Origin of the sequence: Streptomyces scabichelini (genome assembly GCF_011045015.1) — a bacterium.
Classification (GTDB): domain Bacteria; phylum Actinomycetota; class Actinomycetes; order Streptomycetales; family Streptomycetaceae; genus Streptomyces; species Streptomyces scabichelini.
The window spans coordinates 1-22,631 of the sequence record NZ_JAAKZY010000094.1 but is presented as its reverse complement, the minus strand read 5'-3'; the positions used below and the strand labels follow the sequence as shown (position 1 = coordinate 22,631).

Sequence of the window (22,631 nt, the reverse complement as noted above, 5' to 3'; positions counted from 1 at the left end):
GGGGAACGGCGTTTTCCTTCCGCTCCATTTCCCGCTTCAGTTTGCTGTTTGCGCAACACGAGTGGCCGTTTCAGGGACTCCGGAGGCACGCTGGGCGTATCCCGAACGAGAGGCCCGGAATCATGGCACACCAGCACGATCACGCACAGATCGACTTCGCCGAGTGGCTTCCCATGCTGGAGCAGGAGGCGGAGCTGTTCTCCCCGCTCTATCGGCAGGCGGCGGACTGGCTGCGGGAGTGGAAACCCGAGCCGGAGCTGATCGCGGACGTGGGCAGTGGGCCCGGCGTCGTCTCCTGCCTCCTCGCCGACACGTTTCCGCGGGCGCGGGTCGTCGCCGTGGACGGGGCCGCACCCCTCCTGGAACGTGCCCGATCCCGCGCCGCCGACCAGGGGATCGCCGACCGTTTCAGCACCCTGGAATCCGAACTCGCCGATGGCCTGGGCGACTTGGAGTACCCCGCCGACCTGCTGTGGGCCAGCAGGTCCCTGCACCACGTCGGCGACCAGCGCGCCGCCCTCACCGACTTCGCCCGCCGCCTCGCGCCCGGCGGCGTCCTCGCCCTCCTCGAAGGCGGCCTTCCCTCCCGCTACCTCCCGCGCGACCTCGGCATCGGCCGCCCCGGCCTCCAGGCACGCCTGGACGCGGTGCAGGAGGAGTGGTTCACCAGGATGCGGGCCGAGTTGCCCGGCTCGGTGGAGGAGACCGAGGACTGGCCCGCCCTGCTGGCCGCCGCGGGCCTGCGCCACACCGCGACCCGTACCTTCCTCCTCGACGTCCCCGCCCCCGTCCCGGACGAGGCCCGCGCTTTCGTGGCCACCGTCCTCACCCATCGCCGGGAGGGGCTGGCCGACAGCCTCGACGCCGACGACCTCGCGACCCTCGACCGCCTCCTCGACCCGGACGACAAGGCGAGCATCCACCACCGTCCTGACGTGTTCGTACTGGTGGCGCAGACGGTGTATGTCGGAGTGAAGGCGGCGTAACACATGTGCTGAGCTCCCTCGTGGAATTATTCGACGCGTTCGATTTCTCGACCGTCGGCCGACTTCTCGACCCGGAGAGAAATTCGGGGATGTGATTTTTGCTTCAGCGGTCTTGTCGGACGTGACGATCGAGTAGGTCGGTGGGGTAGCATCGCAATGCGCGGCTATTCACCGACGAAGGAATCCAGAAAACGGGGGCTCGGCGCTACGCCCGCGTATTACGGATCTTTCGCTTTCGTTTCATGCGAACCGAAGGATCATGAATGTCATCGATTAAAATTCAACTGGTCGACGACGAACAGATCGTCCTGGAAGGCCTGCACAAGCTTCTCGACGGTTTCAGCGAGTTCAGCGTGGTCGCGGTGGCCCGCGACGGCGCGTCCGCGTTACGGCAACTGCGCGTCCACCGCCCGCACATCGTCCTCATGGGCTTGCGGTTGCCCGGCATGGGCGGCGTGGAGACGACCCGCGCGATCCGGCGGGAGTCCGCCCACGTGCGGATCGTGTTCCTGGCCTCCCACCAGCAGCCGGTCTATGTGCGGGAGGCCTTCCAGGCAGGGGCGAACGCCTATCTCTCGCGCGCGATCAACGCCGGAGAACTGCGCGACGCGCTCGTCACGGTCTACCGGGAAGGCGCGGTCTTCTCGCCGGCCATCGCGAGCCATCTCCTCCAACTGGTCTCCGGACAGCCGGAGGACGGGGCCTCGCCGATTTCCCGGCTCACCGGCCGGGAACGGCAGATCCTCTCGATGATCGCCGACGACCACGAAACCGGTCACATCGCCCGCTCTCTCGGGATCAGCCCGAAGACCGTGCGCAATTACCTCAGCCGTATCTACGCCAAGTTGGGTACGCCGAATCGAGTACAGACCGCCCTGTATGCGAAGCGGTCCTTCGGATATCACGACACAGTCCAGACCGAGTGAATTCCGGGTTTTCCGCCCCGGGACCAGGAATAACCCACGGTAAGACGAGAGACGGCCCGCGGCAATAGGCCCGGAATTCAGAGCCCCGTTTCCTCGGGTGCCCCGAGCCGGGCCACTGCCCTGCACCACGCGGCGCCCGCGTCCGCGAGGGCGACGGGAAACGCCAGGAACGTGAACGGCCCCTCGCCGTCGAGCGCGCGAAGCCCGGCAAGCCCCTCGATCTGGACGAACTCCCGCTTCCTGCCATGCAGATGAGTGGGCCACAGGGCGGCCCGGTCCCGTGTGCGGTAGTAGTCCTCGACCATGCGGCGGGCCGGGCCGTCGAAGCTCCAGCAGTCCGTGCCGAGCACCTTCGCGCCCAGGTCGAGGAGATGGTCGACGGCGCCCGGAGTGATCGCGGTCGACTCCGTGTAGTACGCGGGAGTGCCCAGGCGCAGATCGGAATCCGTGCGGAAGAGCACCACCGTGCCGGGCCCCACCGTCGCCCGGGCGGCCTCCAGCGCCGCCTTCACCTCGGGCGCACCGACCGTGTCGTACGCCCGGACGTCGAGCACCACGCCGGGACCGCAGAACCAGTCGAGCGGCAGGTCGAGCACCTTCTTCGCCGGTTTCCCCTCGCAGGTGGGGCCGTAGTGGAAGGGCGCGTCGACATGAGTGCCCTGGTGTACGGACATCCGGTAGAACTCGTTCGACAGGAAGCAGCCGTCGGGCAGATCGCGCGCGCGGAGCCGGCGTCTGCCCGTCAGCCAGCGCCAGTGGTTGACCAGCCGCTGACGGCGGCTGTCGCCCGGCAGCGCGCGGATCCGGCGCGAGAGGTGCCGGACGCCGTCGTGATGCAGCCACTGCTCGAACTCGACGCCCGGCGCGTGACGGCTGACGGGGAGCGAGAGGTCCACATACGTGTCCCCGGAGGTGGTGCCCGCGTCTGTCATGGCTGCTCCTGCGGTACGGCACCGGCCAGTGCCGGTGCCAGATCGATGGCCGACTGTTTTCCGTACGTGTCGAGAAGGCGCCGGTACAGCCGCCTGCGGTCGACGGTGTACTCCTGAGGACCCGACGCCTCGAGCGCCAACGAGGCCAGGGCGCAACCCAGTTGGGCCGCCCGCTGCAGTCCGGCTCCGCCCGCGAGGCCCGCGAGCACACCGGCCTTCAGCGCGTCCCCGGCCCTCGAAGGCCCGGTGGCGACGAGATCCGGGACCGCGGGCACCACGACCGGTGCACGGCCGGCGCGCTCGACGAGCACTCCGTCCCGGCCGAGCGTGGTGATCCGGGCACCGACGCGTTCCAGCACACCGAGCGCGCTCCAACCGGTGCGCTCCTGCAGCAGCGTGGACTCGTACTCGTCGGTGAACAGCACCTGGGCATCGCTGACCAGGAACTGGACGTCCGACCGGCTCATCCGCGCCAACTGCCGCGAGGGAGCGGCGGCGAACGGGATGCCGTCGCCGCGGCACTCCTCGGTGTGCCGCAGCATCGTCGCCGGATCGTTCGACGAGACCAGCACGAGGTCGAGCCCGCCGACCCGCGCCACGACGGAGCGCAGCGAGATCGTGCACGCCGCGCCCGCCGCCCCAGCGTGGAAGGCGCTCATCTCACCGAGATCCGCGTCCGTCGTACGGACGAAGCGGGCGGTCCTCGCACCCGGTGCGACCAGGACCGAGTCGACGTCCACACCGTGCTGCTTGAGCCACAGCTGGTACGCGTCGAAGTCCGAACCGGCCGCACCGACCAGCACGGGAGCGAGTCCGAACTGCCCGAGGCCGTAGGCGATGTTCGCCCCGGAGCCCCCGTACCGGACGGTGAGCCGGTCCACGAGGAAGGACAGCGAGGCGGTGCGCAGCCGTTCCGCCACCAGGTGCTCGGCGAAGCGGCCGGGAAAGACCATGAGATGGTCCATGGCGATGGAACCCGTGACGGCGATGCGCACCTGACTCTTCCCCCCGTTGTGCTGTCCCGTGATCCTTCGGAGTCAGGCGGCCGTGACCGCGCCCGACTCGATCTTCTGCCTGATCCCGGCCTGGTTCTCCCGGGTGTGCGTCTGCATCCGCTCGATCACCGTCGGCAGCGGCACCTCGAAGCCCTCGTCGAGTTCGAAGTCCTGCACCCAGGTCATCTGGGTGCCGCCGTCGACCGTCCGGTACGTCCAGCGCAGATGCATGTACCGGAACGGGAAGAGCGGATCTCGTCGCTCGGCGTAGGCGACGAGCTCGCGATGGTCCAGCAGCCGCCAGGAACGCCAGCTGCGGCCCTCGTCGTCGGTCAGCTCGAAGACGATGTCGGTCCAACGCCCCGCGCGTTCGAGGGAGATGACCTTCGCGCCGCTGTACTCGTTGAAGATCTCCGACCAGCGCGCGATGTCGTTGGTGATGTCGAAGACCGTCCGCGGGTCCTCGGCGATGACGATGCTGTTCTCGATCCTGGGCATGTCCTCATCCCTCCCTGACGGACAGCAGACGGTCGGCGCAGGCCACCAGGTCGCCGAGGGTCCGGAAACCGCCCTCCGCGTCCATGTCGATGCTGATGTCGAAGTGCTGCTCCAGGGCGACGACGATCTCGACCAGCTCGGTCGAGTCGATGCCCAGGTCCTCGGACAGGCCGGTGGTGTCGGCCAGTTCGTCGTCACGGAAGCCGATCTCCCGCAGTACGGTGACGACTTCTTCGCGGATGTTCATGAACTCCCTCGCTTCTGTACGTAGTTTCTGTACGTGGTTGACCTTGGTGCAGGTGTCTTCGTCGGCTGTCAGTCGGCGACGGCGATCGCGACGGCCACCTCGGACTCGTGGCTGATGCTCAGGCGCAGCCGGGTGAAGCCCGCGCCGCGGAAGGCCCGTTCGGCCCGCTCGGAGAGATGGGGCACCGGTTCGCCCTGGCTGCCGCGCCCGATCTCGACGTCCTGCCAGCCGAGCCCTTCGCCGTACCCGCCGAGCGTCTTGCGGACCGCCTCCTTGGCGGCGACCCGGCCGGCCAGGCACAGCAGGCGGTATCGGGCCGACCTGCCCCAGCACAGCTCCCGCTCGACCGGGGTGAGCAGCCGGGCGGCCAGTGCGTCCCCCCGCCGGACCACTGCCGCCCGCAGTCGCGCCACGTCCACGACGTCCACGCCGAGTCCGGCGGCGGGCGAGGGCTGCGAGGGCCCCGACGGCTGCGGGGTCCCCGGCGTCAGTGGCGTCAGTGGCGCGACCGCCCGCTCCAGCGCGGTCAACGCCTCAGCAGCAGACATGCGTTGACACCTCCAAGGCCTCGCGACACGACGAGCGTGCTGCGCCAGTCCTCCACCGGGCGCGCTTCGTCCCGTACGAGATCCAGCTCGATGCCCGGAGCGGGGCGCTCCAGACTGACCGTGGGCGGCACCAGGTTCTCCGGCATCGCGCGCAGGGCGAGCGCCGCGTCGGCGGCGGCGGCCCCGCCCAGCAGATGGCCGAAGCCGGACTTGGGCGCCGTCACGGGAACGGTCGTGTTCGCGCCGAACGCCTCGTGCAGCGCGTATCCCTCGGTGACGTCCTCGAAGGGGATGCCCGAGCCGTGCGCGAACACCGCGTCGGGAGTGCCCGAGGGCTCGGTGGCGGCGCGCATCGCACGGGCGAGCACCCGGCCGGTCGGCTCGACCGTGTAGTACGGCATATAGCCGTCCGTCGACACGCCCCAGCCCGCCAGTTCGCCCAGGATGCGGGCGCCCCGGCGCTCGGCGTGCTCGCGCCGCTCCATGACCAGGAAGACGGCGCCCTCGGCGAAGACACTGCCGCCGTGGTTCGCGTCGAACGGCCGGTACAGCTCCTGGGGCCCGTACCCGCCGCGCTCCTTGGCGACGAGTCCGCTGGTCTCCAGGCACAGCCAGCCGTACGGCGACAGCGGGGCCTCGACCCCGCCCGCGAGCACCAGATCGGCCTGGCCGCGCAGCAGCGACTGGGCGCCGCCGATCAGGGCGTACGCACTGCTCGCCCGGTCGGCGACGAAGGTGCGGGCCGGGCCCTTGATGCCCTGGTCGATGCAGATGTTGCCCTGCGGCGCCGCGGGGAACCAGGCGGTCGCCTGGTACGGGCTGACCGCGCGCATCCCCTCCGTCCACAGCTTGCGCAGCTCCCGCTCGGCGAACTCCCAGCCGCCCAGGACGTTGCCGACCATCACTCCGGTCCGCTCCGGGGCGACCGTGTCGCCGACCGCCGCACCTGCGTCCCGTAATGCCTCACGCACGGCGTGCACCGCGAGATGCGTGAACCGGTCGGTGCGCTTCACGAACCGTTCGGGCAGCTGCGCGGAGGCGTCGAAGCCGACATGGCCTGCGGCCGGACACGCGTATGCGGAGGCGTCGAAGCGGTCGATGGCGGTGATGTGCGACGTGCCCTCGCGGGCGCTGTCCCAGAGGGCGTTCAGCCCTTCACCGGCCGGGGTGAGCGCGCCGACCCCCGTGATCACGATCTCCCCCATCACGCGGCCTCCTCACCCGAGGCTGCGCGCGGGCTCCGCGCCACCATCGCCGCGTGCAGCCCCGCGAACCCGCTCGCGTCCTTGAGGATCGCGCCGCCGTCCCACGGGCGGCCCCCGTACGGCACGTAGTCGAGGTCGCAACTGGGGTCCGGTGTCTCGTAGTTGGCCGTCGGATGGACGAAACCGCGCTCGCAGGCGAGCGCGCACAGCACGATCTCGACGGCGCTCGCGGCGGCCAGCGCGTGGCCGAGCATCGACTTCGCCGAGTTCACCGGCACCTCGCGGGCGCGCTCGCCGAGCGCCAGCTTGAGGGCACTGGTCTCACAGGTGTCGTTCTGCGGCGTCGAGCTGCCGTGCGAGCTGACATGGGTGATGTCCGCGGGCCGCAGCCCGGACCGGTCGACGGCCTGGACCATCGCCCGGGTCAGGTCCGCACCGTCGGAGAGCAGGTCCGTCATGTGCGCGGCGTTCGAGGTGTGCGAGAAGCCGTTGATCTCCATGTACGGTGTCGCGCCCCGGCGCAGTGCGTGCTCGCGCTCCTCCAGGATCACCACACCGCAGGCCTCGCCCAGGACGAACCCGTCGCGTCCCGCGTCGTACGGCCGCGAGGCCGTCTCGGGGCGGTCCCGGTAGGCCCGGCTCAGACAGTTGATGATCTCGAAGGAGGCCACCGTGATGGGCGTGATCGGAGCCTCGCTCGCGCCCGCGACCATGACGTCGGCGTCGCCGTACGCGATCGTCTCGAAGGCGTTGCCGATCGCGTCGATGCCGCCGATGCAGCCGGTCGACAGCGTCACACAGGGGCCCTGCGCACCGAGCATCGCGGACAACAGCGCGCCCGGAGTGTTCGACATCGACGCCAGATACAGATCACGGCCCGCCTTCGCGGGATCGATGGGCGACCGGCCCCTTTCGGTGACCGCGAGAAACTCCTCCTCCATCTTGGGAGTCCCGCAGATCGCGGTGGAAAGCGATATTCCGGTACGCCCGGGAGCGTACGAACCGGGTGTCAGACCCGCGTCCTCGACGGCCTGCAAGGTGGCGGCGACCGCGAACTGGACGTAACGATCGAGCTTTTGCACCTCCAGCGGCAGCGTCCAGGCATGCTCTGTGAATCCAGGGACTTCCGCTATGGCATCCGAGAGGAACTCGAATTCCCCGAAGAGACCCGAACTCGTGATGTCACCGAGGGATTTCGTGACGCTCTTCCCTGCGGACACGGTCTCCCACAGTGCTTCTTTCCCTATTCCGGCCGGGCTGATCACACCGAGCCCGGTGACGACGACTTCTCGCATACCTACTGCCTCTCCTGTTTCACTCCGGTCAGGGCCGTCACCAGACCCCGGGTCGCGTTTTCCTTCGGTGTCACGCCCGACTTCTCCATCAGGGCGCGCAGGGCGGACGGTTCGGGAATGCCGCCGTCGACGGTGGTCACGTACAGGCTCAGATCGAGCATCGACCGGTGCAGCGATGAGGATCCGGGCGGCTGTCGCAGCACGTCCGCGATCAGTAGCGTCCCGCCGGGGCGCAGCCGTCGTGCGGCCTCCGCGACGAGACGGGCGGTCGCGCCCGGGCCCGCGAAACGGCTCGTGTGGGCGAGGACGACGGTGTCGAAGCCGACTTCGGCCGTACGGGGCGGATGGGCCAAGTCGGCTTCCTGGTACGAGAATTGGTGCGCCACTCCGAACTCCTCGACCCGAGCTCGTACGCCCGCCAGGAACTCCGGCTCGTCATGGGCGACGACCCGCGCCTCCGGGTCGGACGCGGCCAGGGCGATGCCCCACTCACCACCGCCCGCCGCGAGGTCGAGGACGCGTCCGGCGGGCTTCGGGCCCACCGCGTCGACCAGGGCGAATGCGGTCCGCACGCTGAGGGTGAAGGCGCCGCCGAAGAGGCCGGGGCGCAGGCCACGCCTCGGTTGACTCGCGGGGCGCCGACCGCCTCGTACGACCTCCGTCAGCGCACCCCACGCGGCCCACTGGCCGAGCACCTCCGCGAAGTGGCCGCCGAGGCCGGCCTTCGCGCCCTCGACCAGATAGGCGCAGGACAGCGGGGTCGGGCGCCGGCCCCGGTCGTCGTCACCTTCGAGCAGCCCCAACTCGGCGAGGGCGTCGAGGAGCCGGCGCAGCGCCTCGCCGTCACAGCCCAGGTCCTCGGCCAGGCGCAATGCGCTCCGGGGTGCCCGGGCCAGCTCCGTGAACACGCCGAGTTCCAGGGCCGTGCCGAGCACCCTGGCCCGGGCGAAGCCGAAGTTGAGGGCCAACAGCGGGGCGGGATCGGGGAGTTCGAGATGACGGCGCAGCGACCTGGGCGGCCCGACGGCCGCCGTGCCGGTCACTGGCCCTCCAGCATCTGGGAGTACTCCGGCAGCCGCGTGTACTCGTACGGGTCTTCGGACAGGAAGACATTCCGTACGGGCGGCCGCTCGCAGGGCGCGACCACGAGGAAGCGGCAGCTCTGGCCAGGGCCCGTGACGAAGCCGTGCGGCTCGCCCCGCGGGATGAAGATGGCGTCGCCCGGCTCGACCCCCTCCGTGCGGCCCTGGTCGGGCAGGACGAGCCCCATCGTCCCTTCGAGGACGTAGATCTCGTGCTCCCACTCGTGGAAGTGCGGCGGCGTCGAGCCGTTCTCGGCCACTTCGAATTCCGTGAGCACAAAGCGGTCCGCGCCGTCCGGAGTGTCGATGAGTTTCCGGTGCAGTGTTTCCTTCGCGCCGGGTTCACGGACGATCTCCGCTTTTACCTTGGTCCTGTGTACGCGCTTCATCTGCTGCCTCTCTCCGGGAAACGACGGCCGTCGCCATCTGTGTGCGACCTGTGGATGACCGATGCGGCGAATCTAGGGCAGCGAGCTTGATAGTTTCGATGGGCACCGGTCACCACGGGCCCGGGGAATATGCCCGGGCGGGACAGGGATGTTCACCCAGTCGGCCGGGACAAAGTCCGCGGCAGGCAGCCTTGCCCGGAGGGACGGCCTTGTTGGGAGCGGGCCTTGACATGGAGAGCACTCCAAGTGATGGACTCCCGCCGTTCACCGGAAACGTATGAAACGTATGGGGGCCATCATGAGCGAGTCACCTGTCGCACTGATCACGGGCGGTGGAAGTGGTATCGGGGCCGCGGCGGCACGACAGTTGCTGGATGCGGGACATCGAGTGACGGTCACGGGGCGGGGTGAGGAACGGCTGCGGGAATTCGCCGCGGAATTGGGGAATCCGGAAGGCCTGTTGACCGTCGTCGGGAACGCGGCCGAATACGAGCACGTACAGGCTGCCGTGGCGACGACGCTGAAGGAGTTCGGGCGGCTCGACACCGTCGTGGCCAACGCCGGTTTCGCCACGCACGACACCGTGGCCGAGGGCGATCCCGCCGGCTGGCCGGAGATGGTGCTGACCAATGTGCTGGGGCCCGCGCTGCTGATCAGGGCCTCCATCGACGCCCTGAAGGAGACACGCGGCCGGATCGTGCTCGTCGGCAGTGTCGCGGGGCACGTGTTCGGCCCGGGCAACCTCTATGGCGCCACCAAGTGGGCCGTGACCGGCCTGGCCGAGAACACCCGGCGGCAGGTCACCGAGTTCGGCGTGGGCGTGACCCTGATCTCGCCGGGACGCGTGGAGACCCCGTTCTGGGACACCTACGGCGGCCTGCCGCCCGGCCTACTGCTCACCTCCGACCAACTGGCCGAGTCGATCGTCTGGGCCATCAGGCAACCGGCCGGCGTCGACGTGAACAGCGTGACGGTGCGGCCGATCGGGCAGCCCAACTGACGTCAGTTGTCCCGGAGGAACCGCTTCGCCAGCGCGTCACCGCGGGACACCGCCGCGCTGTGGCTCTCGATGGGGGAGACCCGCGAGTTCGTGAACAGGATGTAGGTCACGCCCGAGTCGGTACCGCCCGTCGCCGGGTCCGGGTCGATGCCGAGGGCCCTGGCGGTGGCGTACGAGGCCTCACCGATGATCTTCGTGGGACCGGTGTCGCCGACGACGGCGTACTGGATTTTGCCGCCGTGGACAACGGCGACCACGCCGCCGCCCTTGATTCCGGCCTTCGCGTGGTTCCAGATGCCGCTCGGGCCGGGCACGACGACGTACGGCAGCGTCCCGGAGTTAAGGGGCCTGCCGTCGGACTGGTGGAAGGCCGTGTCGGGCCGGAACCACGGGGCGGTGGAGCTGCTGCACCGCGCGGTGACCTGCCCGTCGCAGTCGATGTCCATGTCGGCCTTCCAGAACACCGCCCCCTTCTTGCCGCAGACGGGGATGGACGGCGGCCTGCCCTCGTCGGTGCGGTACCTGCCGTTCGAGATCCGCGAGCAGGACGTCACCTTCGCAAGGAGGGCGGCCGCACTGACCTTGCTCTCCTGCGCCTTCGTGGGAGTGCCGGACGCTTCGGCCGGCAGCGCCGCCGCGGCGAGAAGCGCGGCACCGGTGGCCGCTGCGAGGGTCAGTGTTCGAGTGCACACTGTGAGAGATGTCCTTTTGTCAGGAAATTTCCTTACGAGGCTGCGCACAATGTGGACTGCTTGCGTGGCCACGTCAAGCACCTTCGATCGTTCGGCCCGACCGGAGATGTGAGGCCCCGATTAGGTGGCTGATGCACGGGTACCCGGGCGCATCTTGGTCTCGACCCGCCATGAGGGGGGAGTGTTGTGCCCCGCCGGTCCACGACGACGGCACCCGCCGAGGCGCCGCGCCGCGGCGGCAGCTTGCTTCCGCACGGCCCCCGTTGGGGACAGGCGGCTGGAGCCGTGTCGCTCTCCCTGTCGCCGGTCTGTCTCGACCTGTCGGGCACGGAAGCGGGCACGGCGTCGGTGTACCGCTGTCTGCTGGCGCTGCCCGTTCTGCTGGTTCTGACGGCCCCTGAATACCGTCGCGAGGGACCGCCGCCGCGCCGCCAGGTGGGCTACAGCCTTGTCGCCGGAGCGCTCTTCGCGGCGGACATGATCCTGTGGACGAAGGCGATCGCCGAGATCGGCGCGGGTCTGTCCACGGTGCTGGTCAATGTGCAGGTGGCCCTTGTACCCCTGCTCGCCTGGGCGGTGGACCGGGAACAGGTGAGCCGCCGCTTTCTGGTCTGGGTGCCCGTGATGATGGCGGGCGTCGTCCTGACGGGCGGGCTGCTGGAGAGCGGCGTGAGCGGCAGCGACTCCACCGCGGGCACCGTCCACGCGGTCCTCGCGGCCCTGTGCTACTCGGGCTTCCTGTTCCTGCTGCGCCGCGGCGGTTTCCAAGGGCACGTCCGTACGGCCTACACAGTGGTGATCTTCTCCTCCACTGCCTTCGCCGCACTCATCGGCGCGGTCTGGGGCGCCCTCGACCTCACTCCGTCCTGGGGTGCGCTGGGCTGGCTCGCGGTGGCGGCCGTGAGCAGCGGGGTGATCGGATGGCTGCTGGTGGCCGTGTACTCACCACGACTGCCCAGCCACGTCGGAGCGGTCCTGCTCCTCCTCACTCCCGTGGGCTCGCTCGCTTTGGGGGCGCTCGTGCTCGACGAGCGGCCGACACCGCTGCAGTGGACGGGCTGTGCGCTGATCCTCGTGAGCGCGTACGTGACGGCCGGGCGGCGACGCGAGCCACCGGAACCGGGAGCACGCGAGGCCCGCCCCGCGGCGAGGGGCGGTTGAGACCGCTACACGGCGTCCCACTCGTGTGGGCGGCCGCCGCGCCACTCCACCCAATGGGGATTGTCGAGCAACTCGTCCGCGTCCGGCAGCCCGGCGGCCTCGAGGAACACGACCAGGTCGTGATCGGAGTGGGCCAGGCCCAGAATCTCGTCCTGGCCGTCTCGACGCACGCTCACTCGCCGTCCGCCGCTCTCGGACGGCCGGTGCACGACGATCAGTGCATTTTCCGCGGTTCCCACAGTGCACCCTCCCTCCGGCGGACGGGCGGCGGTCAACGGCCCCGGGGCGCTCCACGCCGCCGCTGTGCGGGCGGGGGAGGAGGCGGCGAGAAGGTGTCGTCCTCCTCGTCCAGCGGCGGCAGATCGATGGTGTAGTGCGGCTGGAGAAACAGATCGTGGTGCTGCGGGGCGGCCGGTGAGCCGTCCGCGTCCGCGTTCCGCGTCGGCCGGGCGGGATCGAGATGGGGAGAAGCAGCAGTCATGCACAACCGTCCAGAGTCGAGGGCCGCGCGGATCCAGAGCGGAGCAGTCGACCGGTGACGAATCCGTACTCGCCGTACTCGTCGACTCCACGCGCGCCATCCCATTAGATCCTATTGGCGGCCGGACGGGTGTCATCGGGCAATGTGAGATGTCCCGAAGAAGCCGGCGATGGCGACGGAACAAGGAGGGAAGCCGCCGCCCGAGCGAACCGGGCGGCGGCTCCGCATGCCGTACGACCTTACGGTCAGGCCATGTTGAACGTCGCAGGGTCCGGGCCCAGGCGGCGGTCCTCGTTCAGCGCGCTGATCGCGGCGATGTCCTCGTCGTCGAGGGAGAAGTCGAAGACCTCGATGTTCTCCTTGATCCGGGATGGCGTCACGGACTTGGGGATCACCACGTTGCCGAGCTGGAGGTGCCAGCGCAGGACGATCTGCGCGGGCGTACGGCCGTGCTTCTGGGCGATGGCCACGATCGCCGGGACCTCCAGGAGGCCCTTGCCCTGGCCGAGCGGCGACCAGGCCTCGGTGGCGATGCCCTGCTCGGCGTGGTACTCACGCGCGGCGAGCTGCTGCAACTGCGGGTGCAGCTCGATCTGGTTGACGGCCGGGATGACGGACGTCGCCTCGATCAGCCGCTCCAGGTGCTCCGGAAGGAAGTTGGAGACACCGATGGACTTGACGCGACCGTCGGCGAGAAGCTTCTCGAAGGCCTTGTACGTGTCCACGTACGTGCCCCTGGCCGGCAGCGGCCAGTGGATCAGGTACAGGTCCACGTAGTCGAGGCCGAGCTTCTCCAGGGACGCGTCGAAGGCGCGCAGCGTCGAGTCGTACCCCTGGTCGTTGTTCCAGAGCTTGGTGGTGACGAAGAGGTCATCGCGGGCGATGCCGGAGGCGCGGAGCGCCTTGCCGGTGCCCTTCTCGTTCTCGTAGGCCGCGGCGGTGTCGACGCTGCGGTACCCGGCCTCCAGTGCGGTGGTGACCGCCTGCTCCGCCTCGTCGTCCGGGATCTGCCAGACACCGAAACCCAGCTGCGGCATCTCGACGCCGTTGTTCAGGATGATCGGGGGGACCTTGCTCACGAGCTCTCGATCCTTCAGTCGTCGGTTGGTCGTCCCATCGTCAACGATCACGGGCCGTCATGCACACCCGCCCCCTGAATTCGCCGACGAAATCGGGGATTCACCGGATAGCGACGTCGATCCTATCGGTCCGGACCATTGACCGCGTCCCGTCATGCCGCGACTCTATTGCAGGTGACTGAACCATGTGCACGTATGTGAACTCTGACATCCCATCGAGGACGAGGTGAGAGCACTGTGAGCACTACACGACGGAACCTGCTCGGGGCGGCACTCGGCGGTGCGGCCGCCGCTGCCGTCGGTCTCCCCGCCACCGCTGCGCACGCCGCCTCCTGGCAGCTGAAGTGGTCCCCGTCGGCGAGCGAGGACGGGCTCGGCGCGTTCGAGAGCCTGGAGGACGACCGCGCCGACTCGCACACCAGCGCCGCCCCGCACATCTACGCCACCGGCAACAACTGGCGTTTCAACATGCACACGGTCGACCGGGACACCTCGACCGACCGGCAGCGCCATGAGGTCACCGGCCTGCGGACGGGCAGCAGCAGCTACCTCAAGTGGACCGAGGGGCAGACCTGGCGCGTCACGTACTCGATGTACATCCCGAGCTCGCTCAAGGCGACCACCAGCTTCACGCACATCATGCAGATGAAGCAGCCCGGCGCCGGCTCCGCGCCGATCGTCGTGCAGTCCCTGCGCCGGGTGAACGGGGTGCAGACCATCGAGCTGAAGCTGTTCGAGGACGACATCCTCGTCGGCCGCACCAACCTGGAGCCCCTGCACAACAAATGGACCGACGTCGACTTCCAGATCAAGGTCGGCAACGGCTCGGCGGGCTCGGTCCGCTGGATCCTGAAGAGCGGCTCCACGACGATCATCGACAAGTCGAGAACGGGCGTCGACACCTTCCTCGCCGACCGCGTACGCCCCAAGTGGGGCATCTACCGCTCCCTGGGCGACACCTCCGGCTCCCTCCAGGACTGCCATCTCCTGCTGACGAACCTGCGGGGCTACCAACTCGTGTGACGCGCGCAGGTCTGGCGAAGTCAGGTGCAGCACCGCGCGCCCCGATAGGGGCGCGGGGAACTGCGCGACCAGCCCCCACCGGCCCGCAGCTTCAAAACTGTACCTCCAGCGGAGCGCCTAGGCCCGGTACAGCGCATCCACCTCGGACGAGTACGCGTTCTCGATCGCCTTCCGCTTCAGCTTCAGCGAAGGCGTCAACAGCCCGTGCTCCTCGGTGAACTGATGGGCCAGTATCCGGAACGTACGGATCGACTCGGCCTGCGAGACCAGCGTGTTCGCGGCGACCACCGCCCGGCGCACCTCGGTCTCCAGGTCCGGGTCGCGCACCAGCTCGGCCGGGGACAACTGCGGCTTGCCGCGCATCTGGAGCCAGTGCTCGACGGCCTCGCCGTCCAGCGTGACGAGCGCCGCGATGTACGGGCGGTCGTTGCCGACGACGATGCACTGCGCGACCAGCGGATGGTCGCGCACCCGCTCCTCCAGCTGCCCGGGCGAGACGCTCTTGCCGCCGGACGTCACCAGGATCTCCTTCTTGCGCCCGGTGATGGTCAGGAAGCCGTCCTCGTCGAGCGAGCCCAGGTCACCGGTGGCCAGCCAGCCGTCGTGCAGGGTCGCGTCGGTGGACTTGGGGTCGTTGAGGTAGCCCTGGAAGACATTGGGGCCGTGCAGCCAGATCTCGCCGTCGTCCGCGATGTGCACGGTGGTGCCCGGGAACGGCTGCCCCACGGTGCCGTACCGGGTGCGCTCGGGCGGGTTGGCGGTCGCGGCCGCGGTGGACTCGGTGAGCCCGTACCCCTCGTAGATCTGGACGCCCGCGCCCGAGAAGAACAGCCCGAGCCGCCGGTCCATCGCCGAACCGCCGGACATGGCGTGCTTCACGCGCCCGCCCATCGCGTCGCGGATCTTGGAGTAGACGAGCTTGTCGAAGAGCTGGTGCTGCACCCGCAGGGCCGCCGAAGGGCCGGGACCGATGCCCCACGCCTTCGCCTCCACCGCGTCCGCGTACCGCACGGCGACCTCGACGGCCTTCTCGAACGGACCGGCCTTGCCCTCCTTCTCGGCCTTCCTGCGCGCCGCGTTGAAGACCTTCTCGAAGATGTAGGGCACCGCGAGAAAGAACGTCGGCCTGAACGCGGCCAGATCGGGCAGCAGGGCGGCCGCGCTCATCTGCGGCTGGTGGCCGAACTTGACCTTGCCGCGGATGGCGGCGACCTGCACCATGCGCCCGAAGACGTGCGCGAGCGGCAGGAACAGCAGGGTGGCCGCCTGGTCGCCCTTCTTCGAGTGGAACAGGGGCTCCCAGCGTTCGATGGCCGTGTCCGTCTCGAACATGAAGTTGGCGTGCGTGATGACACAGCCCTTGGGGCGGCCGGTGGTGCCGGAGGTGTAGATGATCGTCGCGGTCGACTCGGGTGTGACCGCGCGCCGGTGCCTGTGTACCACCTCGTCGTCGAGGTGCGCGCCCGCCTCGTACAGCTCCTGCACCGCGCCCACGTCCAGCTGCCAGAGCCGGCGCAGCATCGGCAGCCGGTCGATGACCGTGGCGATCGTCATCGCGTGGTCCTCGTGCTCCACCATCGCGGCCGACACCTGCGAGTCGTGCAGCGTCCAGAAGACCTGCTCGGCCGAGGACGTGGGGTAGATCGGCACGACCTGGGCGCCGATCGACCACAGTGCGAAGTCGAAGAGCGTCCACTCGTAGCGCGTACGGGACATGATCGCGACCCGGTCGCCGAACCGGATGCCTTGGGCAAGCAAACCCTTGGCCAGGGCCAGTACCTCGTCGCGGAACTCGGCCGAGGTCACATCGCGCCACTGGCCCTGCTCGTCCTTGCGGCCGAGCGCGACATAGAGCGGGTCCTCCAGGGCATGGTCGAAGACGACATCGGCCAAGCCGCCCACCGGCGGCGCCGACGCCAACGGTGGGTTGGTGAACTCGCGCAATCCCCGCTCCTTGTGGCGCTCCGCACAGCGCGGTGAAAGCTACCCCACGTTGCGCTGCCGCGGGAGTGGCGGTGCCGGGTGGATTCGTTGTGTTATATGTGCTGGTCAGGCGTTTATCTGCGGCTTCAACGGGATCGGTTGGGGCAGAATTCTTACGCCTGCGTAGGTTTCCGGCTCTTAATCTCCACGGAATCTGTACGAAAGCGCTCCGCTTTGAGAGCGGGGGCGTCGCCGGTGGTCAGGTGCGGGTTGTCGTGCGTTGCTCGCGCCCTTCCCCGCGCCCCTTCGGGGAGCGGCTTGGTTCGTGTTCGTACCGTCACCAGTACCAGCGTCGCGGCGAGCAGTCCTGTCACACCTGCCGTCACCGACGCCGCGTTGAGCCCCGAGGCGAAGGCCTCACGCAGGGCGTGCTCGGGCAGTACGTCGCGCAGTGCCGCCGCGCCCCCGGCCGCGAGCGTGTGCGCCGCGTCCTGCGAGAGCGTGTCCCGCATGCGTGACGTGAGGACCGTCCCGAAGACGGCGACACCGCCGTGAGTGCCGCCCCGGCGAGGCCGGGGGAGACCAGTCCGGTGCCGATGCCCGCCACCACAAGACCCGGCACCAGTGCGGTCCAGCACGTGGAGAGCGCCCCGTTCCTGCGCCGGGTCAAGCAGCTCACCTACCAGCCGCCGCTGCGCTAACGCCGGTGCAGCCGGTGCCCGCCCGCAAGGATCCTCGTCGCCAGTGCTTCCGCCGCTCCCTGTGCCGGCGTCCGGCGTCTGCCGTGGACCAGGACGAAGTCGACCTCGCCGAGTTCGGGGAGGCCCGCGCGGTCCGGGATGCGGGTGAGTCCCGGGGGGATCAGGCCCCGGGAGTGGGCCATGACGCCGAGGCCCGCTCGGGCGGCGGCGATGAGGCCGCTGAGGCTGCCGCTGGTGCAGGCGATGCGCCAGGACCGGCCCTGGCGTTCCAGCGCCTCCAGCGCCAGAGCCCGCGTGATCCCCGGCGGCGGGTACACGATCAACGGCACCGGGCGCTCGGCATCCAGCCGGAGGTGTTCCGCCCCGATCCAGACCAGGCGGTCGTGCCACACCAGTTGGCCGCGCGGATCCTCGGGGCGCCGTTTGGCCAGGACCAGGTCGAGCTTGCCGTCGGCGAGTTGCTCGTGCAACGTTCCCGAGAGCTCGACCGTCAGCTCCAGGTCGACCTCGGGGTGGTCGTGGCGGAAGCCTTCCAGGATCTCGGTCAGCCGCGTGAGCACGAAGTCCTCGGACGCGCCGAAGCGCAGCCGGCCGCGCAGGCGCGTCCCCGTGAAGAACGCCGCCGCCTGCTCGTGCGCCTCCAGGATGCGGCGTGCGAAGCCGAGCATCGCCTCGCCGTCCTGCGTCAGCTCCACGGAGTGGGTGTCCCGCGAGAACAGCTGCCGCCCGGCCGTGTCCTCGAGCCGGCGCACATGCTGGCTGACCGTCGACTGGCGCAGACCCAGACGCCGGGCGGCCTGCGTGAAGCTCAGCGTCTGGGCCACGGCCAGGAAAGTACGCAGATGCGAAGGCTCGTACATGCCCTCACGTTATCGCGATACGTGATGACAGTCAGAGCGGTATGCCGGATTCCCGATCACGATGCGAAGGAGGACCATGGAGAGGGCACGATTCTGCGCCCCACCCGGCGACAAACCCGTCGGCGACAACCGACAAGAACCGACGAGAACCGACTCAGCAACGGAGCACCGTGAAACGCCTGAAGTGGCCGTCCTGGCTGCCGATCGACCCGTACATCCTGCTGCTGCTCGGGACGGTGGGCCTCGCGGCTCTGCTGCCCGCCCGGGGGACGGCGGCCGATGTCGCGGACTGGGCGTCGACGGGCGCGATCGCTCTCCTCTTCTTCCTGTACGGGGTACGCCTGTCGACCAGCGAGGCGCTGGACGGGCTGCGCCACTGGCGGCTCCACGTCACGGTGCTGGCCTGCACGTTCGTGGTGTTCCCGCTGCTCGGCCTGGCGGCCCGCGGTCTTGAACCGGTGTTCCTGACGCACTCCCTCTACACCGGACTGCTCTTCCTCACGCTGGTGCCCTCGACGGTCCAGTCCTCGATCGCGTTCACGTCCATCGCGCGCGGCAACGTGCCCGCCGCGATCTGCGCGGGCTCCTTCTCCTCCCTCGCGGGCATCGTGATCACCCCGCTGCTGGCGGCGACGCTCCTCGGCAGCGCAGGCGGCGGCTTCTCCGCGGACTCGATCGTCAAGATCGTGCTGCAACTGCTCGTGCCGTTCGCGGCGGGTCAGGTGCTGCGCCGCTGGATCGGCGCGTTCCTGGCACGCCACAAGCGCATCACCGGCCTCGTCGACCGCGGCTCGATACTCCTGGTCGTCTACACCGCGTTCAGCGAAGGCATGGTCCAGGGCATCTGGCAGCAGGTCAGCCCGATACGCCTGGCGGGTCTCCTCGCGGTCGAGGCGGTCCTGCTCGCCGTGATGCTCACGCTCACCTGGTACGGCTCGAAGGCGCTGCGCTTCGGCCGCGAGGACCGGATCACCATCCAGTTCGCCGGGTCGAAGAAGTCCCTGGCGGCCGGACTGCCCATGGCGAGCGTCCTGTTCGGGGCACAGGCCTCGCTGGCCGTGCTGCCGCTGATGCTCTTCCACCAGATGCAGCTCATGGTCTGCGCGGTGATCGCCAAGCGCCGCTCCCGCGATCCCGAGCCGGACCTCACCCCGACCCCAGCTTCAGAGTCACGAATCGCGGTCGGTACAGGGACACGTTCCGGCTGAGGTTCGCCTGCGCCGTGGTCCCGGTCGTGTCCAGCCAGTTGACGTCGTAACTGAGCACGAGCCTGCCGTCGTCGAGCGCCGGGTGCATCTGCGGGTTGTACGCCGCCACACCCGACCTCTGCTCGGGCAGCGGCGGGCTGAAGCCCTTGGCGGGCCCGCGCCACGGCCCGGTGGGTGAGCACGCCCAGTACGAGGTGACGGTCGTCAGCCCCTGGGCGCCCGCCGCCATCGTGAACAGCACCCACGTGCCGTCGTCGCGCACGACCGTGAACGCGCTGCCCACGCCCTTCTTCTGGCCGTCCCCGAGCACGGGTTTCAGCCGCGACGCGGTGGCGGACCACTGCCCGCCGTCCCAGTACTGCCACGCGTCCGGTTCCGCCAGCCGGTCGCGGGGCACGCGCGCCACATACGCCTTCGAGGCCGGGCGCGAGGCGGCCTGCCCGTCGTCGCCGCCGAACACGTACGTCCAGTCACCGTCGTCGCCGTCACCGGCCATCGCCGTCGTGCCGAACAGCACCCGCCGCGCCGGATCCTGCACCTGCTGCTGGTCGAGGACCTTGACGATGCCCTCGACCCGCAGATCGGGCAGCGAGAGCGTGGCGACCTCGGTGGCGGTGGGGACGCCGTAGATCCAGGGGTACGCGCCGTTCGCACGGGTCCACAGCAGGACGCGTACGACCTGTTCGGAGGAGCCGGGGGAGCGGGCCTCGACGCGGGCCGCGACCGGCCAGCGCCACTGCCCGGGGGCCGGGTCCTGGAACAGCGGCGCGGGCAGGGTGCTCTGGAGACGGCCCTCCTCGGACATGACCACGGCCGAGTTGCGCACCAGGGGCGCGTTCTGGTCCCGCCAGACGTACGACTCGCCGACCGGGTTCGGCGGGCCGTACACCTGGCCGAGATACGTGTCCGAGAACAGCCACAGCACCCGCCCGTCCGGCAGCCGCACCGAGTGCGTGCCGTCGCCGCCGGTCCAGTCGTCGGTCCGTGAGATGTCGTTCCCGTACCGGGAGAACTCGTTCGTCAGGTCCGGCTCCGCGGCCCACGACGCGACCGTACGGGCCGTGCAGTCGCCCTCCCGGCGATCGTCGTCGTCCGGGAGGGCGGTGAGCAGCGCGGCGCCGAGGACCAGGGCAAGGAGCAGGCCGAGCCCGGTCCCCGTACGGTGTCGTGCTCGTGCGTCGTCGGGCACGCACGGGACGTTAGTTGCTGCCGCTCACATGGTCCATGGGAAGCCACAGGACGGTGTCCCGCGTCACAGACGCCCGGGTTCTGATGTTGGTCACCTCTCCGTCCGTCAACGCCCGGTCATAGACGCGTACGTCGTCGATCGACCCCGTGAAGTGCGCCCGGCTGTCGAGCTTCTGGCCGATGTGCACGCCGAACGGTGAATTGCGGCTCACGGAACCCGGCACGTCCGCCGTACTGATCGGCGTGCCGTCGATGAACAGCGTGAGCTGTCCCCCGCCCCGGCGCAGCGCGAGATGGTGCCACTTCCCGTCGTTGTACGCGCCGGTCGTGCGGACCGAGGCGGACTGCGGGGCCGCCGCGCCGTCCCGGACCGTGATCAGCCCCTGAATCCGGTTCGAAGCGGGCTCGCCGCGCAGCCACACCTGCGGCTGCGTGGTGCCGACCCCGCCCATCCACAGCAGCGGCTGCTCACCGGTCGTGGCCGTGTAGCGGAACCACAGCGACGCCGTGAAGTCCTTTGTCCCGAGCGGCAGTTCATCGCTGTACGGCAGTCGTACGGCGTCGTCGGCGCCGTCGAACCGGAGGGAGCCGCCGAGCACGCCGTCCGTCTCCCGCGCGCCGCCGAGGACCGCCGCGGGGCGCGTGAGGGAGGCCAGGTCGGCGGTGGTCGGGTCGGGGCCGCGACGCGGCCCGAGCCAGTCCTCGGTGAACCGTGCGAAACGGATCTCGTCACGCGCGTCTATCGCCCCGCCCTCGTAGAGCAGGCCGACCGTGCCGCCGTTGATGCCGACCATGTCCGAGTAGCCGGACCAGTCCGTCGTGACGACCTTGCCGCGGTCCACGCTGTCCCAGGTGCGCCCGCCGTCGTACGAGGAACGGACCATCATCGTCCGGCGCCGGTCCGGATCGGCCGGACAGGCGAGCAGGATCCGGTCGCCCAACCGCAGGGTGGAACCCTGGACTTGGGGTGTGTAGAGATCCGGCAGGGCACGGAAGGGCGACGCGAAGCTGTCGCCGCCGTCGCGGCTGAGCGTCTGCGCGCGGTGGCCGAGATCGGTGCCGTCCTGCTCACGGCCGCTGATGAGGATCACCCCGTCGGCGCGCTCGGTCATGGTCACCTCGGACGGCTTCTGCCGGAACGTGCCACTGGCCGGTATCGACCAGGAGTCCGTCGCCCCGACCCGCCAGTGGTCGCCGCCGTCGTCGCTGACGATGAGTGCGGCGTGGTTGGCGGAGACTCGACTGCCGTTCCAAGTCTCGGCGTTGACACCGAAGACGAGCCGGCCCGCGTGCTTGCCACGCGTCAGCTGGATGCCGTGCACGGGCCCGGTCGCGTACCAGGAGTTCCAGTGGTCGGGCAGGATCTTGTCACTGAGGTCACGCGGCGCGGACCAGGTGCGGCCGTCGTCGTCGCTGTGCTGCATGTGCGGGGTGCGGTCACACGGGACTTCGCAGTTGCGACCGTCCGTACGGCCCGGGTTGTACGTCTCCGCCAGCACGATGCGGCCCGTCTCGCGGTCCACGATCGGAGCGGGGTTGCCATGGGTGTCGCCGCCGCCCTCGTTGATGACCTGGAGCGGGCCCCAGGTGCGTCCGCCGTCCGTGGAGCGCTTGAGCACGATGTCTATATCGCCGGCGTCGCTGCAGTCGTTCACCCGGCCTTCGGCGAACGCGAGCAGAGTGCCTTTCGTCGTCTTCACAACGGCGGGGATCCGAAAGCACGCGTATCCGGGATCCTGGGAAGCCTTGAAGAGCACCTGCTGCTCTAACCCGGTGGTTTGATCGGTCGTCTGGGTGTGCGCGGGACTCGGCAGCGCGAGCAGCGCGGCGGTGGTGACGACTGCTGTCAGGGTGGATCTGAGACGTGCGCGAACACTTGACGGCATGGTGCGACCTGCCCTTCATCCGTCCGGACATCTGGACATCCCACGTCCAACGTGCGCGCCACAGACGCTACTTGGGCTCTCAGACGGCACACAAGAAGCGTGCAGCGGTCGTTCCGTCCGATCCGTGATCATGAATGCCCATGCGGCGACTGTGAAACGTCCGGGGCCAGGGATGGGGGAGGTCAGGTGCTGTGGCTGGGGGAGTTCATTCCGACGGCGTAACAGATGATCAGACTGGATTGTCAAAGCGCCGGGGCGGCGTTTTTCAGCCTGTCCGGCGTTTGAGGACGAGGCAGCAAGGCCGATACGGGGGTCTGGGGGCGGAG

Annotated in this window: 23 protein-coding genes and 1 pseudogene; 6 read left to right on the top strand and 18 right to left on the bottom strand. The window is 69.4% G+C overall.

The window, feature by feature from the left end; genetic code table 11:
* Positions 1-122: 122 nt before the first annotated feature.
* Both G5C60_RS27005 and G5C60_RS27000 read left to right on the top strand, forming a co-directional pair.
* Positions 123-986 (top strand): class I SAM-dependent methyltransferase, encoded by an 864-nt coding sequence (locus G5C60_RS27005; RefSeq protein WP_165263523.1) that lies wholly within the window; start codon positions 123-125, stop codon positions 984-986.
* 263 nt (positions 987-1,249) lie between these two features.
* The gene (locus G5C60_RS27000; protein WP_165263522.1) at positions 1,250-1,912 is read left to right on the top strand and encodes a response regulator transcription factor; all 663 of its coding nucleotides are present in this window, start codon (positions 1,250-1,252) and stop codon (positions 1,910-1,912) included.
* A 77-nt stretch (positions 1,913-1,989) separates the two neighbouring features.
* On the opposite strand, the gene G5C60_RS26995 is transcribed toward G5C60_RS27000, so the two are convergent.
* The 9 genes from G5C60_RS26995 to G5C60_RS26955 all read right to left on the bottom strand — a co-directional run bounded on the left by G5C60_RS26995 (position 1,990) and on the right by G5C60_RS26955 (position 9,103).
* Positions 1,990-2,844: a cyclase family protein gene (locus G5C60_RS26995; protein ID WP_165263521.1), complete on the bottom strand. Its 855-nt coding sequence runs from the start codon at positions 2,842-2,844 to the stop codon at positions 1,990-1,992.
* The gene (locus tag G5C60_RS26990) at positions 2,841-3,839 is read right to left on the bottom strand and encodes a PfkB family carbohydrate kinase (protein WP_165263520.1); all 999 of its coding nucleotides are present in this window, start codon (positions 3,837-3,839) and stop codon (positions 2,841-2,843) included. The genes G5C60_RS26995 and G5C60_RS26990 overlap by 4 nt, the downstream gene beginning before the upstream one ends.
* 42 nt (positions 3,840-3,881) lie before the next feature.
* Positions 3,882-4,337 carry an SRPBCC family protein gene (locus G5C60_RS26985; protein WP_165263519.1) on the bottom strand — a complete coding sequence of 152 codons (456 nt, stop codon included), beginning with the start codon at positions 4,335-4,337 and terminating at the stop codon, positions 3,882-3,884.
* 4 nt (positions 4,338-4,341) lie between these two features.
* Positions 4,342-4,584 (bottom strand): acyl carrier protein, encoded by a 243-nt coding sequence (locus G5C60_RS26980; RefSeq protein ID WP_165263518.1) that lies wholly within the window; start codon positions 4,582-4,584, stop codon positions 4,342-4,344.
* A 68-nt stretch (positions 4,585-4,652) separates the two neighbouring features.
* On the bottom strand, positions 4,653-5,132 hold the full coding sequence (gene acpS, locus G5C60_RS26975; RefSeq protein ID WP_165263517.1) for a holo-ACP synthase: 480 nt from the start codon (positions 5,130-5,132) through the stop codon (positions 4,653-4,655).
* Complete coding sequence (locus G5C60_RS26970; protein ID WP_165263516.1) at positions 5,111-6,337, bottom strand: beta-ketoacyl-[acyl-carrier-protein] synthase family protein; 1,227 nt, start codon at positions 6,335-6,337, stop codon at positions 5,111-5,113. The genes acpS and G5C60_RS26970 overlap by 22 nt, the downstream gene beginning before the upstream one ends.
* A complete protein-coding gene (locus tag G5C60_RS26965; protein WP_165263515.1) occupies positions 6,337-7,632 on the bottom strand; it encodes a beta-ketoacyl-[acyl-carrier-protein] synthase family protein in 1,296 nt (431 codons plus the stop codon). Before G5C60_RS26965 ends, G5C60_RS26970 begins: the two co-directional genes overlap by 1 nt.
* A 2-nt stretch (positions 7,633-7,634) precedes the next feature.
* Positions 7,635-8,675, bottom strand: a complete 1,041-nt coding sequence (locus G5C60_RS26960; RefSeq protein ID WP_165263514.1) for a methyltransferase family protein — start codon at positions 8,673-8,675, stop codon at positions 7,635-7,637.
* On the bottom strand, positions 8,672-9,103 hold the full coding sequence (locus tag G5C60_RS26955; protein ID WP_165263513.1) for a cupin domain-containing protein: 432 nt from the start codon (positions 9,101-9,103) through the stop codon (positions 8,672-8,674). The genes G5C60_RS26960 and G5C60_RS26955 overlap by 4 nt, the downstream gene beginning before the upstream one ends.
* 298 nt (positions 9,104-9,401) lie before the next feature.
* Here G5C60_RS26955 and G5C60_RS26950 point away from each other — a divergent pair, with 298 nt between their 5' ends.
* Positions 9,402-10,103, top strand: a complete 702-nt coding sequence (locus G5C60_RS26950) for an SDR family oxidoreductase (protein ID WP_165263512.1) — start codon at positions 9,402-9,404, stop codon at positions 10,101-10,103.
* Between the two features lie 2 nt (positions 10,104-10,105).
* Here G5C60_RS26950 and G5C60_RS26945 read toward each other — a convergent pair whose 3' ends face one another.
* A complete protein-coding gene (locus tag G5C60_RS26945; protein WP_165263511.1) occupies positions 10,106-10,795 on the bottom strand; it encodes a glycoside hydrolase family 75 protein in 690 nt (229 codons plus the stop codon).
* Positions 10,796-11,080: 285 nt separating this feature from the next.
* Here G5C60_RS26945 and G5C60_RS26940 point away from each other — a divergent pair, with 285 nt between their 5' ends.
* A complete protein-coding gene (locus G5C60_RS26940) occupies positions 11,081-11,956 on the top strand; it encodes an EamA family transporter (protein ID WP_206440051.1) in 876 nt (291 codons plus the stop codon).
* 5 nt (positions 11,957-11,961) lie between these two features.
* Here the strand turns inward: G5C60_RS26940 and G5C60_RS26935 are convergent, their stop codons facing one another.
* The 3 genes from G5C60_RS26935 to G5C60_RS26925 form a co-directional block, all read right to left on the bottom strand.
* Positions 11,962-12,195 (bottom strand): hypothetical protein, encoded by a 234-nt coding sequence (locus G5C60_RS26935; RefSeq protein ID WP_338145937.1) that lies wholly within the window; start codon positions 12,193-12,195, stop codon positions 11,962-11,964.
* Between the two features lie 32 nt (positions 12,196-12,227).
* Positions 12,228-12,437 carry a hypothetical protein gene (locus G5C60_RS26930; protein ID WP_165263510.1) on the bottom strand — a complete coding sequence of 70 codons (210 nt, stop codon included), beginning with the start codon at positions 12,435-12,437 and terminating at the stop codon, positions 12,228-12,230.
* Positions 12,438-12,682: 245 nt separating this feature from the next.
* Positions 12,683-13,474, bottom strand: a complete 792-nt coding sequence (locus tag G5C60_RS26925) for an aldo/keto reductase (protein WP_165263533.1) — start codon at positions 13,472-13,474, stop codon at positions 12,683-12,685.
* Between the two features lie 279 nt (positions 13,475-13,753).
* On the opposite strand from G5C60_RS26925, the gene G5C60_RS26920 reads away from it, so the two are divergent.
* A complete protein-coding gene (locus G5C60_RS26920) occupies positions 13,754-14,539 on the top strand; it encodes a Tat pathway signal sequence domain protein (protein WP_165263509.1) in 786 nt (261 codons plus the stop codon).
* Between the two features lie 117 nt (positions 14,540-14,656).
* Here G5C60_RS26920 and G5C60_RS26915 read toward each other — a convergent pair whose 3' ends face one another.
* The 3 genes and pseudogenes from G5C60_RS26915 to G5C60_RS26905 form a co-directional block, all read right to left on the bottom strand.
* Positions 14,657-16,483: an AMP-dependent synthetase/ligase gene (locus tag G5C60_RS26915; RefSeq protein WP_165263508.1), complete on the bottom strand. Its 1,827-nt coding sequence runs from the start codon at positions 16,481-16,483 to the stop codon at positions 14,657-14,659.
* A 302-nt stretch (positions 16,484-16,785) separates the two neighbouring features.
* A pseudogene (locus G5C60_RS26910) lies at positions 16,786-17,096 on the bottom strand (MFS transporter); the annotation flags it as partial.
* Between the two features lie 63 nt (positions 17,097-17,159).
* Entirely contained in the window at positions 17,160-18,023 is an 864-nt protein-coding gene (locus tag G5C60_RS26905) for a LysR substrate-binding domain-containing protein (protein WP_165263507.1), read from the bottom strand.
* A 170-nt stretch (positions 18,024-18,193) separates the two neighbouring features.
* Here G5C60_RS26905 and G5C60_RS26900 point away from each other — a divergent pair, with 170 nt between their 5' ends.
* The gene (locus tag G5C60_RS26900) at positions 18,194-19,231 is read left to right on the top strand and encodes a bile acid:sodium symporter family protein (protein ID WP_338145936.1); all 1,038 of its coding nucleotides are present in this window, start codon (positions 18,194-18,196) and stop codon (positions 19,229-19,231) included.
* Here G5C60_RS26900 and G5C60_RS26895 read toward each other — a convergent pair.
* Together G5C60_RS26895 and G5C60_RS26890 are read right to left on the bottom strand one after the other, a co-directional pair.
* On the bottom strand, positions 19,170-20,420 hold the full coding sequence (locus tag G5C60_RS26895) for a DUF4185 domain-containing protein (protein ID WP_165263505.1): 1,251 nt from the start codon (positions 20,418-20,420) through the stop codon (positions 19,170-19,172). The two genes, G5C60_RS26900 and G5C60_RS26895, sit on opposite strands and share 62 nt — an antisense overlap.
* A 10-nt stretch (positions 20,421-20,430) precedes the next feature.
* Positions 20,431-22,305 carry a sialidase family protein gene (locus tag G5C60_RS26890; RefSeq protein WP_165263504.1) on the bottom strand — a complete coding sequence of 625 codons (1,875 nt, stop codon included), beginning with the start codon at positions 22,303-22,305 and terminating at the stop codon, positions 20,431-20,433.
* Between the last annotated feature and the right edge of the window lie 326 nt (positions 22,306-22,631).

Coding starts and splice junctions, on each gene's coding strand:
- G5C60_RS27005 (WP_165263523.1), top strand. CDS start 123: ATGGCACACCAGCACGATCACGCACAGATCGACTTCGCCGAGTGGCTT.
- G5C60_RS27000 (WP_165263522.1), top strand. CDS start 1,250: ATGTCATCGATTAAAATTCAACTGGTCGACGACGAACAGATCGTCCTG.
- G5C60_RS26995 (WP_165263521.1), bottom strand. CDS start 2,844: ATGACAGACGCGGGCACCACCTCCGGGGACACGTATGTGGACCTCTCG.
- G5C60_RS26985 (WP_165263519.1), bottom strand. CDS start 4,337: ATGCCCAGGATCGAGAACAGCATCGTCATCGCCGAGGACCCGCGGACG.
- G5C60_RS26980 (WP_165263518.1), bottom strand. CDS start 4,584: ATGAACATCCGCGAAGAAGTCGTCACCGTACTGCGGGAGATCGGCTTC.
- acpS (WP_165263517.1), bottom strand. CDS start 5,132: ATGTCTGCTGCTGAGGCGTTGACCGCGCTGGAGCGGGCGGTCGCGCCA.
- G5C60_RS26970 (WP_165263516.1), bottom strand. CDS start 6,337: ATGGGGGAGATCGTGATCACGGGGGTCGGCGCGCTCACCCCGGCCGGT.
- G5C60_RS26965 (WP_165263515.1), bottom strand. CDS start 7,632: ATGCGAGAAGTCGTCGTCACCGGGCTCGGTGTGATCAGCCCGGCCGGA.
- G5C60_RS26955 (WP_165263513.1), bottom strand. CDS start 9,103: ATGAAGCGCGTACACAGGACCAAGGTAAAAGCGGAGATCGTCCGTGAA.
- G5C60_RS26950 (WP_165263512.1), top strand. CDS start 9,402: ATGAGCGAGTCACCTGTCGCACTGATCACGGGCGGTGGAAGTGGTATC.
- G5C60_RS26930 (WP_165263510.1), bottom strand. CDS start 12,437: ATGACTGCTGCTTCTCCCCATCTCGATCCCGCCCGGCCGACGCGGAAC.
- G5C60_RS26925 (WP_165263533.1), bottom strand. CDS start 13,474: ATGCCGCAGCTGGGTTTCGGTGTCTGGCAGATCCCGGACGACGAGGCG.
- G5C60_RS26905 (WP_165263507.1), bottom strand. CDS start 18,023: ATGTACGAGCCTTCGCATCTGCGTACTTTCCTGGCCGTGGCCCAGACG.
- G5C60_RS26890 (WP_165263504.1), bottom strand. CDS start 22,305: ATGCCGTCAAGTGTTCGCGCACGTCTCAGATCCACCCTGACAGCAGTC.